General features: G+C 45.8%; 11 protein-coding genes. 9 read left to right on the plus strand and 2 right to left on the minus strand.

The features are described 5' to 3' along the window. The first annotated feature begins 11 nt into the window (after positions 1–11). The 4 genes from Q0101_RS09615 (at position 12) to Q0101_RS09630 (ending at position 4,315) form a co-directional block, all read left to right on the plus strand. Complete coding sequence (locus Q0101_RS09615; RefSeq protein WP_297944910.1) at positions 12–1,832, plus strand: penicillin-binding protein 2; 1,821 nt, start codon at positions 12–14, stop codon at positions 1,830–1,832. Between the two features lie 393 nt (positions 1,833–2,225). After that, positions 2,226–3,461 (plus strand): nucleotide sugar dehydrogenase, encoded by a 1,236-nt coding sequence (locus Q0101_RS09620; RefSeq protein ID WP_297944912.1) that lies wholly within the window; start codon positions 2,226–2,228, stop codon positions 3,459–3,461. Positions 3,462–3,517: 56 nt separating this feature from the next. Next, positions 3,518–3,646, plus strand: a complete 129-nt coding sequence (locus Q0101_RS09625) for a hypothetical protein (RefSeq protein WP_297882610.1) — start codon at positions 3,518–3,520, stop codon at positions 3,644–3,646. Between the two features lie 222 nt (positions 3,647–3,868). Then, on the plus strand, positions 3,869–4,315 hold the full coding sequence (locus Q0101_RS09630; RefSeq protein ID WP_297944915.1) for a hypothetical protein: 447 nt from the start codon (positions 3,869–3,871) through the stop codon (positions 4,313–4,315). Positions 4,316–4,331: 16 nt separating this feature from the next. Here Q0101_RS09630 and hemH read toward each other — a convergent pair whose 3' ends face one another. Next, complete coding sequence (gene hemH, locus Q0101_RS09635; RefSeq protein WP_297944918.1) at positions 4,332–5,507, minus strand: ferrochelatase; 1,176 nt, start codon at positions 5,505–5,507, stop codon at positions 4,332–4,334. Next, positions 5,504–6,376, minus strand: coding sequence for a Gfo/Idh/MocA family oxidoreductase (locus Q0101_RS09640; protein WP_297944920.1), 873 nt, complete (start codon positions 6,374–6,376; stop codon positions 5,504–5,506). Before Q0101_RS09640 ends, hemH begins: the two co-directional genes overlap by 4 nt. A 122-nt stretch (positions 6,377–6,498) precedes the next feature. On the opposite strand from Q0101_RS09640, the gene alaS reads away from it, so the two are divergent. The 5 genes from alaS to Q0101_RS09665 form a co-directional block, all read left to right on the plus strand. Then, on the plus strand, positions 6,499–9,042 hold the full coding sequence (alaS, locus tag Q0101_RS09645; protein WP_297944923.1) for an alanine--tRNA ligase: 2,544 nt from the start codon (positions 6,499–6,501) through the stop codon (positions 9,040–9,042). Further along, complete coding sequence (locus Q0101_RS09650; RefSeq protein ID WP_297944925.1) at positions 9,039–9,548, plus strand: hypothetical protein; 510 nt, start codon at positions 9,039–9,041, stop codon at positions 9,546–9,548. Before alaS ends, Q0101_RS09650 begins: the two co-directional genes overlap by 4 nt. Then, entirely contained in the window at positions 9,548–10,093 is a 546-nt protein-coding gene (gene maf, locus Q0101_RS09655; RefSeq protein ID WP_297944928.1) for a septum formation inhibitor Maf, read from the plus strand. The genes Q0101_RS09650 and maf overlap by 1 nt, the downstream gene beginning before the upstream one ends. Further along, a complete protein-coding gene (locus Q0101_RS09660; protein WP_297944931.1) occupies positions 10,087–11,997 on the plus strand; it encodes a transglycosylase domain-containing protein in 1,911 nt (636 codons plus the stop codon). Before maf ends, Q0101_RS09660 begins: the two co-directional genes overlap by 7 nt. 218 nt (positions 11,998–12,215) lie before the next feature. Next, positions 12,216–12,626 (plus strand): hypothetical protein (locus tag Q0101_RS09665; protein ID WP_297944934.1); only part of this gene is annotated, 411 nt, incomplete at its 3' end.

A 12,626-nucleotide genomic window follows, 5' to 3' on the forward strand; every position in this document is an offset into this window, starting at 1 on the left:
AAAGAAATAAGATGTGGCAAAGAGATAAAAGCTCCTCGGTCGGTATGATTATTGTGATGTTTATATTCGTGCCGGCGGCGCTTTTTGTATTTTTGGCGATTTTATATTTTTGGGGCAGCACTGAGCGCAAGCTACCGCGCCTGGATGTCAATGAAACCAACAGCGCGATCCGCGGCGCGATAATCGCAAAAGATAATTATGTCGCGGCAAATTCCGTCAAACTCTACAAAGTTAGCGTCGATGCGCGCAGCATCGATAAAAACAAGCTTGATCTTTTCGTACGGTTATACTGCATCTACACGGGCGATAGCGAAAAGCGTGTCAAAAGCGCGATCGAGGGCTCTGGCGGTACGACCGTGCTGTCGTATAAGATCGATGCCAAAACCGCCGTGCATCTAAAAGAGCTTGCGTATAAGCTAAATTTAAAAAAGGTCTTTGTCAGCTTCATAGGCGCAAACGGCAGGTTAAATCCGCCTATCCGCATGAGCGTGACCGAAAGCGGCGAGAAGCGCAGTTACAATGTCGGCGATTCGCTCACTCCGTTAATCGGCTATATCAATAAAAAAGAGGTTGATGGCATTACAAAGGTTAGTGGTATCAAAGGGATCGAGAAGTACTATGAGTATTATCTAGCGCCGGTTAGAGATGAGTTTATCGTGGGCCCGCGCGATATCGGCGGCAACATCATCCTAGAGCGTAGCAGCAAAAAAACGGGCAGGATCGACGGCTACAACGTCCGTCTAAGCGTGCCACTAACGCTGCAAAGAAAGATAGAGCGCCTAAGCGATGAGGGCGCGGATAATTACGATGCGCGAGAAATCGTGGTGGGCATTATGAACTCTAAAACGGGCAAAATTTTATCTCTTGCGACCAATGCCCGCTATGACCCCTCAAACATCACAAAAAACGATCTTAAGAATTTAAATTTTACCGCGAGCGAATACGCATACGAGGTGGGCTCGATTATGAAGCCGATAATTTTCGCAATCGCCTACGACGCCAAAGCCGTCAAACCGGGCGAGATCATCAATACCTATAACGGCAGCTATAAGCTTGGTACTCGCACGATTCGCGACACGCATCCTGCAAAGCAGATGAGCGGCGAGGAGATCATCATCCACAGCTCAAATATCGGAATGATTAAAATTTCAGAGCGGCTGGAGGGGCAGGCTATTTATGATGGGCTGATGAACTTCGGTATGTCGCAAAAAACGGGTATCGATCTGCCGTATGAGCAAAGCGGAAATATCCCAAGCATCAAAAGCCTGAATAATAAAATTTACAAAGCTACGATCAGCTACGGCTACGGCGCGCAGATGACCTTCCTTCAGATGCTCAATGCCTATACCGTCTTTAACAACGGCGGCGTCATGATTAGCCCGCGCCTAGTCGAAAATCTCGAAAATAATGGCAAAACTTACATCGTCAACGAAAGCGAAACCCGCCAGGTAATCTCTAAACCTACCGCTGACGTAATAAAAGGAATTTTAATCAAAACGGTTGAGAGCGGCACGGGGCGCAAAGGGCGGGTAGCGGGGCTGCAAATCGGCGGCAAGACGGGCACTGCGCGTATCGCTAAGGGGGGCGGCTATTCGAGCGCCTATAATAGCTCGTTTTTCGGCTTTGCCAACGACGCGGACACCAGCTACACGATCGGCGTTTTGGTGCGTGAGCCTAAAAGGGGCAGCTACTACGCCGCTCAAAATGCGCTGCCGATCTTTAAGCGAGCGGTAGGAATTTTGATTGAGGAGGGCTATCTAAAGCCCGCAGCCGACGCAAACGCCACGCAAAAGGTCGAGATCAAGGATGAGGCAGTTGAAATTAAAGATTAAATTTGCTAAATTTCGCGAGGTTTTTTGAAATTTTGCGACTTGCGGCGACGAAAATTCGTGGAATCCGGCGCGGCTTTTTTGAATTTATCGGCGTTTAAATTTTACGGCGCGGAATTTTGGCGGCATAGAATTTCGCGGCGTAAAATTTTAACGGAACGAAGATGGAATTTTATCGCGATGCGGAATTCTACGTGGCGTAAAATTCCGTATCAAGGCAAAATTTTAAATTTGCCGCCGTGCAAGCAGCGCAAGTAAAATAGCGAGTGAGCTTAGCTGTTTAAATTTAAAGACGCGGCGCTATTAAATTCGCGTCGTATGCCCGTGCAGCTGCGGAATTAACGATAAAATTTAACGCAAAGAAAAGAGGAGAATATGAAAGCAAATGAGGGAAAAATGAAAATAGCGATAATCGGGCTTGGCTACGTTGGGCTTCCTTTGGCGGCGGCGTTTGCGGCGAAACACGAGGTCGTAGGCTTTGACGTCTCGCAAGAGCGCATAGATGAGCTGCGCGGCGGGCACGATCGCACGCTGGAGCTTAGCCAGGAGGAGCTTGCCGCAGCGATTCAAAACGGGCTTAAATTTAGCGCGAAGCTAGATGATATGAGGCAGAGTAATTTTTACATCGTGTGCGTGCCGACGCCCGTAGATAGGCTAAATCGCCCAGATCTTACGCCACTACTCAAGGCCAGCGAAAGCGTCGGAGCCGTGCTTAAAAAGGGCGACATCGTCGTGTATGAAAGCACCGTCTATCCGGGCGCTACGGAGGAGGACTGCGTGCCGGTGTTGCAGCGCGTAAGCGGGCTAAAATTTAACCGCGATTTTTTCTGCGGATATTCGCCCGAGCGGATCAATCCGGGCGATAAAATTCATACCGTCACGAAGATCAAAAAGATCGTCTCGGCAAGCACTGCGGAGGCTTTGGACGTCGTAGATAGCGTCTATCTTAGCATACTTCAAAACGGCACCTTTCGCGCTAGCAGCATCAAAGTCGCCGAGGCCGCAAAGGTGATCGAAAACACCCAGCGCGACATCAACATCGGCTTTATCAACGAGCTTGCGATCCTGTTCGGTAAGCTCGGTATCAACACGAACGACGTCATCGATGCGGCGGCTACGAAGTGGAATTTCTTAAGCTTCCGTCCGGGGCTCGTAGGCGGACACTGCATCGGCATCGATCCATATTATCTGGCGCAGAAGGCGACCGAGGTGGGCTATCACCCAGAAATCATCCTCTCAAGCCGCCGCATTAACGATAATATGGGAAGCTACGTCGCTACGGAGGTCGTTAAGATGATGATAAAATACGACGAAAAGGTAAAGGGAGCAAAGGTCTTGATCTTGGGACTTACGTTTAAAGAAAACTGCCCCGACACCCGCAATACGCGCGTCGTGGATATGATAAACGAGCTTAAAAATTTCGGCTGCGAAGTAAGCGTCTATGATCCTTGGGCGAGCGCCGCCGACGCTAAGAGGTACTACGACATCGATCTGCTGCAAAAGCCCGACTTGCACAAATTTGACTGCGTCGTAATCGCCGTAGCGCATAAGCAGTTTTTTGAGCTTGATTACGCGGGCTCTTTGGTTTACGACGTGAAAAATGTCTATAAAGGCGCACAAGGAAAGCTCTGAGATTTGCTTGGGGTTTAAATTTAGACTTCTAAATAGGCGGTTTAGCGGGGATAAGGATGAACGAGGCAAGGCTCGAAGAGCTAAAGAAAATTCTAAACGAACGACGTCAAAATTTAGAGCGAGGCTCACAGGAAAATTCTGACGCTCAAAATTCCAATGCCTTAATTTTAATAAAGGAGATATAGATGAGTAGAGGAAGTGTTGATAAAAGGTGTACTTATTACAGGTGGTTTTAAATCGCTACAAGAATATTCTGATTTGCCAAAAGCTACTAAAGGAATACAATAAAAAACCCGCTTTACTACGTAGATTATTGGTATGATTTGATTAAATTCGGCTTCGATCGGAAGCATACTTTTATAACGCTAATCGTTGTTTGCGTTTCATTTATCGCACCGATACTTCTTTTGATAGCATATCAAAGCGCACCTAGTAGAAAAAATATAGAAGATCCTTCTGTTTTTGTTGGAACTATAAGCGAATTTCATAAATATGATAGCTATCGTGGCGGAACCGGCTGCAATATATCCGTGCGAGGAAGCGGTAAAATTTTTGATCTGCATATCGGAAATAGCAAGACGGATTATGAACAATTCGGTATGCAATTTTGTGATTTAATTTACAAAAACTATATAGATCAAATTTGCGTAAAAATTAAAATGTCGGAAAGATTTTTAAATGAATACGGGTATTGCGATGGAACAAAAATACATACCTCAAATGCAGAGGATTGGGATAATTTATATTTTCAAAGAAATATACTAACCTTAACTAGTATATTGCTATTTTTATCCGCATTGTATTCAATCCTCAAGCTTCATAAAGAATATAAAAAATCCAAACTAAAAGATTAAATTTTAATCTCTAAATTTACAGTGCCTGCGCGAGTATAAATTTCGCGAAATCCTCGCGGGAGTTTGGGCATTTGCACACTTCGTAGTATTCATAACCCAGCTCGCGCGCACTAGCTCGATAAAAAATATCCAGCTCAAAATCGGTCTCGGAGTTATCCACGCAAAACGCGATCGGGAATATCAGCGCTTTTTTGCTCTGCAGATCCCGCAAGACGTCCGCGACATTGGGCTCTAGCCACTTCACGGGGCCAAGGCGCGATTGATACGCCAAAATAATCTCTTTAAATTTAATCCCGCGCGCAGCCAGTAGATCTTTTAAAATCTCCACGTGCGCCTTTACCTGCGCCTCGTATGGATCGCCCGCGGCGACCATTTTTACAGGCAGCGAATGTGCGGAAAATATGAGTGAAATTTGCGAAATTTCATCCGCGCTAAATTTTGCGACGCAGCTTGCGATTAAATTTAGTAAAATTTCGTTGTAAGCGGCGTTGTCGTAGAAGATGTCGATGATTCTATAATTTTTTATACCGAGCCGTTTAAGTGCCGTCTCGGCAGAGCACAGGCTCGATTGCACCGTAGTTTTTGAGAAGTGCGGATACAAAGGCATCAAAATTATCTCGTCAAAATCCGCGTATTTTTTAAGCACGTCCTCCGCAAAGGGCGGCGTGTAATTCATCGCATAATCGCAAACCAGCTCGTCTATCGGTTTTTCATTCTTCGGCGCTTCATTTTGCGGCGTCTCGCCCTGCGTCGGGACATACCGCGGCGGCTGGTTTTGCAATAGAACGTCTTGCGTCGGCTCGCTCTGTGCCTCTTGCGGCGGTTCACCTGCGGCGCCCTGGAATTCTATCTCATTTTGAAATTTAGCTGCGCTCTGAAATTTTAAATTTTGCGCACCATCTGCATTTTCAAATTTTAATCCTGCGTCTAATTTTGCTCGCGCGAGTAAATTTACCCGCTCGCAAAGCGCTTCGGTGATGGAGCATATCGGCGAGCGCCCGCCCAGTTTTTCGTAGTTGCTACGCGCCGCCGCCGCTCTACTTCTTACGATGAGCGCAGCTAAAACGCTACGCCAAAAATCACTCTTAATGCCCAAAATAAAGGGGTCGTTAAACATATTTTTTAAAAAAACTTCAACCTCGCTCAGATTGTTCGGACCGCCCATGTTGAGCAAAATTAGGGCTTTTTTCATGAGATGATTTCTCTGATTTTTATCGCATCCTCGACGCTTGCAAGACCTGCGTTAGTACTGCTGTCGCACATCGCGCAAAATGCTTCGTGTTCGCGGCGCAGCGAAAAGTCATCGCGATCGACGCGCAGATTTACGCGCCCGTCAGGCGTAATTTTAAAAAGAGTTATTGAGATTAGATCGCCGAAATACACACCGCTGTCGGTGCAAATCTCTATACCGTGGCGTCTGATCGGATAGAGATTGGACTGCATTAGCGTGCAATAGCAGCCGTTTTTTGTGTGAAGCGTCGCGCATGCGGCTAGAGTGCGCTCTTTAGAGATATTTTTGCTAAGTTCTATGCAGGCGATCTCGCTGTGAGAAAGCAGCCGCACAAGATCGATATCTCTAAAAAGGGCATTGGCGACGATATCTGCTCTATCATCGTTTGCAAAACCGCTTACAAAGCTCATCGAAAAAATTTTATCCCCCTTGGCAAGCTCGCGTAGCAAGGATACGATTACTGGATTGTAGCGGTCGGAGTAGCCTACGGCTAGGCGCGTGCCGTTAGTAGTGACTGCGTAATTTATCTCTCTGGCTTCGGCTAGGCTTTGCGCGAGCGGAGATTCTACGAAGATATTTTTGGTAAACGGCAGGCATTTTAAAATCAGCTCTTTATGCGATGGCGGGGGAGCCGTGATGACTACGGCATCGGGCTTGGCGACGTTAAAAAGATCGGTTAGATTATCAAAGATCGGATAGCGCGGGCCGAAATTTTCACTGCTGCCCTTATGATAAAGCGCTACAAGTTCGAAATAATCGCTCCTTCTTAGCTCGCTGAAGTGCTTTTGACCAAGCTCGTCCATACCTATGATCGCTATCTTTTTTTTCATCGTTATGCCCTAAATTTAATCTTTCGCGCCATTATAACTAAGAATGGTTAAAATTTTATAGTTTTTAAAATCTAATTTAGCTAAAATGCGCCTTTAAAATTTAACTTGAAATAGGACAAATCATGGATATTAGAAGCGAATATTTAAATTTCTTTGCAAGCAAGGGCCATCAGATCATCCCCAGCGCGCCGTTGGTGCCCGATGATGATAGCTTGCTTTTTACGAATGCGGGCATGGTGCCCTTTAAAAGCATATTTACAGGAGCCGTTCCGCGTCCGACGCCGCCTATCCGCACGAGCTGTCAGACCTGCATCCGCGCCGGCGGCAAGCACAACGACCTAGACAACGTCGGCTACACCGCGCGCCACCATACGTTTTTTGAGATGCTTGGAAATTTCAGCTTCGGCGAGTATTTTAAAGAGCAAGCGATCGCCTATGCGTGGGAGTTCGTAACCGAAATTTTAAAGCTTCCCAAAGAAAAACTCTACGTTACCGTGCACGAGAAAGACGACGAAGCGTTTGGGTTCTGGGCGCAGCACATAGCGCAGGAGCGTATTTACCGCTTCGGCGATCACGATAACTTTTGGGCGATGGGCGATACCGGTCCGTGCGGTCCGTGCAGCGAAATTTTTTACGATCAGGGCGAGGAGCATTTTCACTCATCCGAGGATTATATGGGCGGTGACGGCGACCGCTTTTTAGAGATTTGGAATTTAGTTTTCATGCAGTACGAGCGCAGCAAAGACGGCAAGCTTAGCCCGCTTCCAAAGCCTAGCATCGACACGGGCATGGGGCTTGAGCGCGTCACGGCGATTAAGGAGGGCAAGTTTAGCAACTATGACAGCTCGCTTTTTATGCCACTAATTGATGAGGTTGCAAAGCTTTGCGGCAAACCTTACGTTTATGAAAGCGGCGCAAGCTATCGCGTCATCGCCGATCATATCCGCTCGGTTACGTTTTTGCTAGCGCAGGGAACAAATTTTAATCGCGAAGGCAGGGGATATGTTTTGCGTAGAATTCTGCGCCGTGCCGTTCGCCACGGCTATTTGCTCGGTATAAAAGAGCCCTTTATGTATCGCCTCGTGGATAAAGTATGCGAGCTAATGGGCGGGCACTACGCCTATTTGAACGAGAAAAAGCAAGCCGTAAAGGAGCAGATCAAACTCGAAGAGGAGCGGTTTTTCGCCACTTTGGCAAACGGCATCGAGCTTTTTAACGAGGAGCTTGCACGCACTAAAGAAATTTTTAGCGGCGAGGTCGCGTTTAAGTTATACGATACCTACGGCTTTCCGCTCGATCTGACCGCCGATATGCTGCGCGAGAAAAATTTGCGCGTGGATGAGGCTAAATTTGACGCGCTTATGAGCGAGCAAAGGCAGATAGCTAAGGCCGCATGGAAGGGCAGCGGCGATAAAAATGTCCGTGGCGATTTCAAGGCACTGCTAGAGAAATTTGGTGAGAATAAATTTAGCGGTTACGAAGAGCTTAGCCGCACGAGCAAGGTTTTAGCACTACTTAACGAGGATTTTGCGGAAGTGGATGAGCTCAAAGCCGGTGATATCGGCTGGGCGATGTTTGATATCACTCCGTTTTATGCACAAAGCGGCGGTCAGACAGGCGATAGCGGCGAAGTAGAGTCCATAGCCGATGTGTTTGATACGCAGAAATTTTATGGGCTAAATTTATCCCACTTACGCCTTAATCGTAACCTAAAAATTGGCGATATCGTCGGGCTCAAGGTTTCTGAGGAGCGTGAGCAGATTGCACGCCATCACAGCGCGACGCACCTTTTACACGCGGCGCTTCGTGCGGTGCTAGGGGCTCATATCGCTCAAGCAGGAAGCTTAGTCGAGGCAGACCGCTTAAGATTTGACTTCTCGCATCCTAAGGCACTTAGCGACGAGGAGCTAGCTAAAATCGAGGAATTTGTAAATAATGCCGTTTGCAAGGGCTGTGCGGCAAAAACCGAGATTATGGATATAGATGACGCTAAAAACAGCGGCGCGATTGCGCTTTTTGGCGAAAAATATGGCTCAAAGGTGCGCGTCGTGAGCTTTGGAGAGATTAGCAAGGAGCTTTGCGGCGGAATTCACGTGCGCAATTTAAGCGAGATAGGGTCGTTTTTTATCGTCAAAGAAAGTGGCGTAAGTGCGGGCGTTAGGCGTATCGAGGCGGTTTGTTCACGCGCTGCTTTAAATTTGGCGCTTCAAAATCGCGCTAAGCTTGCTGAAATTTCTGCGGAGTTGAAGGGGATTGAGCCTCTCCGCGCGATTGAGAAATTAAAAGATGAGATCAGATCGCTAAAAGATCAGATCAAGCATGCAAGCAGTTCTCATGCACTGGCTTTTTTAAATGTCGGTGATACCAAACTTTGCGTAGCCTCGGTCGAAAGCGGTGATATAAAAACTATGATAGATGAGTTTAAAAATAGCCACGAAAAGGCGGTGATAATGCTGATGCAAGTAGGCACCGACGGCAAAATTTCAATCGCAGCGGGCGTTAAAAATGCGCCGATCAAAGCGGGCGAGTGGGTTAAACTCGCGGCGCAAATTTTAGGCGGCGGCGGCGGCGGACGCGATGATTTTGCGACCGCAGGCGGCAAGGACGTGCTAAAAATCGAAGAAGCGATCAAAGAGGCGATCTCTTACGCAAAAGGTAAAATTTGAACGAAATCGATACCGGCTTCATCAAAGCCTCGCAAATTTTGCCGCTGATTCACATTTTAAGCGTGATTTTTTTGGTCTGCGCGCAGATCTGCGTATTTTTGATCGCGCGGATTTTTATGAATTTAAGCAGTAAAAGTCAAGCGGATGCGAAGGATGTAAAATTTGCAGAAATTTTACGATATATGAAACGCTATGAGCAGTTCTTTGCGCTATTTTTGGTGATCGTTTGCGTAAGTGGATTTTTTCTTGCGGACGGCGGAAGTTTTAAATTTTCAGATCCTATGGTAAAAGGTGCGATTGCGACGCTATGGGCTGGCGCCAGCTTTATACTACTAAATTTTATCTACATGCATTATAAAATTTCATCTTTGAAGCGAGCTTTGGATGCAGGCGATGAGCTTGAGGCGAATGAGCATTTAATCATCGTCGTTAAATATTTCATCCCACTAAATATCGTAGTTACGCTGATTTGCGTTTATCTAGGCGTGACGGTGGGCGAGTTTTGATGATCTATTTAGCTTCCAGCTCGCCTACTAGGGCGCAAATTCTAAAGGATAGCGGCGTAGAATTTACGCAAATTCCTTTTAATTTTGACGAAAGCGGCATTAGCAAGGACGATGCACGCACCTATGCTTACCGCGTTGTCTTGGCCAAGAAAACGCAGTTTTTTAAAATTTATAAAAATTATGATAGAGTGCTGTTTGCCGATAGCTCCGTACTTGCCAGCGGTCAAATTTTGGGCAAGGCGCGGGATGAAACGGACGCGTTAAGGATGCTGCGGGCTCAAAGCGGTGCTAGCTGCGCCGTTTATACTGCGATGATTTTTTATAGTAAGGCGTTAGAGCTTTCGGCACTTAGCGTCGCAAGCTTTGAATTTGCGGAATTTAATGAAGCGGATTTAAAAGACTATATCGCTAGCGGCGATTGGTGCGGCAAGGCTGGTGCGATGAGTATCGAGGGCTTTAATGAAAAATATATCCTAAGCTCGCGCGGGTCAAAATTCACGGCGATGGGGCTTGATCTGGAAATTTTAAAGAGGTTTATATGGTAAGAATTTTATTTAGTTTTATTACGGTTTGTGCGTTTGCTGCAGGCGGAATTTTTTTGTATTTTTACTCACAAATCCGCTTGGAATCGGACTCGATCATCGATTATCATCCCGAGCTTACGACTAAAATTTATGACCGCAACGGCAATTTGATAGCCAATGTTTTTAATGAACAAAATAGAATTTACGTAAAATTCGACGAGATTCCAGGCCGCGTGATCGAGGCGCTTGTAGCTATCGAGGATACGGCGTTTTTCGAACATGGCGGTGTGAATGTCGAGGCGATTTTTAGGGCGATTATTAAGGATGTCAAAGCGATGAAATTTGTCGAAGGGGCTTCCACGATTACGCAGCAGATCACGCGAAATTTAGTTCTTTCGAGCGAAAAGAAACTTGATCGCAAGATCAAAGAAGCGATCTTATCGCTTAAGATAGAAAACGCCCTAAGTAAGGAACAAATTCTAGAGCGTTACTTTAACGAAGTGTATTTTGGGCACGGATATTACGGCATTCGCACGGCGGCTTTGGGATATTTCAAAAAGGATTTGCAAGATTTAAGCCTTAAAGAGATCGCGATTTTAGTGGGCTTGCCGAAAGCTCCTAGCAGCTTTGATCCTACTAAGCACCTGGATTTGTCGCTTTCGCGCGCCAATAACGTGATTTATAGGATGCATGAGCTCGGCTGGATAAATAAGACCGAATATGAGCTTGCGATGAACGAGCAGCCTACGATTTATAATGAAACGCTCACGCAAAACGCAGCGCCGTATGCCGTAGATGAGATCATAAAAGAAGCGGAAAAAATTCTACCGGATGTCCGCACGGGCGGGTATCGCATAGATACGAGCCTTGATTTAAAGGCGCAAGCGATGGCGCAAGAGGCATTAGTTTTCGGCTACAATGAAATTTTAAAGCGCAACAAAGACGCTAATGCAAGCAACGTAAACGGCGCTATGGTCGTCACGCATCCGCAAAACGGCGAAATTTTAGCCTTAGTAGGTGGCGTGGATTACGCGAAATCAAATTTCAATCGCGCCAGCCAATCCCAGCGCCAAACCGGCTCCAGCTTCAAGCCTTTCGTCTATCAAATCGCCCTTGATATGGGCTACTCGACGATGACCGAAGTTCCCGATATAGCTAGAGAATTCGACGATGGCAGCGATAAAACGTGGAAGCCGAAAAATTACGACAAGACTTACAGCGGCTATATCACGATCAAAGAAGCTTTAACTCGCTCGCGTAACCTTGCCTCGATCAATTTGATGCAATCTATCGGCGTTGATCGCGCGGTAAAAAAGCTGGGCGAGTTCGGCTTTAAAAACGTCCCGCCCGCCCTGTCAGTGGCTATCGGCAGCTACGGAATTTCGCCGCTTGAATACTCCACGATGTATTCGATGTTCCCGGGGCTTGGGATTACTGCAAAATCAAAATTTATCGTTTCGATTACCGATAAGGACGGCAAAACTCGCTTTATCGAGCCTGAGCGACGCCGCGTGCTGCGCCCTGAGCAGGCGTATCTGATGACTACGCTGCTAAAAAATATCGTGCAGCGCGGCACCGGTACTCGCGCGCGCGTGCAAGGCATCGACATAGCGGGCAAAACAGGTACCTCAAATGATAGTATAGATGCATGGTTTTGCGGCTTTACGCCGGATTTGCAGATCATAATCTGGTATGGCAACGACGATTATAAACCGATGCGAAAGGTCGAGGGCGGCGGACGTACCGCAGCACCGGTGTTTGCAAAATTTTTAGATGCCTATTTAAAAGAATATCCGCAAACCAAGCGCAACTTCACCGTCCCGGACGGCGTCTTTAGCAGCTCTTACAACGGCAAGGAGGAGTATTACACTAAAATTTCGCCGCTTCCTAAACCCCGCGAAAGCAGCAGCGACGGATCATTGTGAATTTAGTTTAAGCGTAATTTAAATTATAGATTAGGAGTATGCGAACGACGGATTTTAGTGTGGAATTTTTTATAAAGATTAAAAATATTAAAGGCTCTTTTGGTAAAAATGCAAACTTTAAAATTGTATAGTATAAAAAGATTGATTTATAATAAATTTAAGCCGAGCAATGGTAAAATGACAACTAAATTTTTTAAAAGATTCAGGATATTTACTTTATGGAGTTTGCAAATCAGAAATCTGAAATACCGCTTTTTATAATCAAGGATTATTGGACTAAAATCAGTACGGAATGTTATTTAATCTTAGCTGTATTTTTAGTTATATTTCTATTTTTTTGTAGAGGAAGTGCTTGGGCATATCAATTTTTAGGAGCCGTTACTTTTTTGGTGGGAATTTTATTTATTAATAAACATAAATTTTTAAATTTCTATTCCGATAGAATAGAATATAATTCTTTATGCAAAAATTATAACGACGTATATTCGATACATAAAAGTGTAAAGACTTCTAATTTTGATAAAATCGCTATTTATAAATTTTCTGGACTAGTAATTGAAGACGCTTGCAAATACAATGCCAATATCACTAGATTTAAAAATTTTCTCTTGCTAATTTTATTATACGCT

The organism is uncultured Campylobacter sp., from assembly GCF_937921625.1.
In the GTDB taxonomy this organism is placed as follows: domain Bacteria; phylum Campylobacterota; class Campylobacteria; order Campylobacterales; family Campylobacteraceae; genus Campylobacter_B.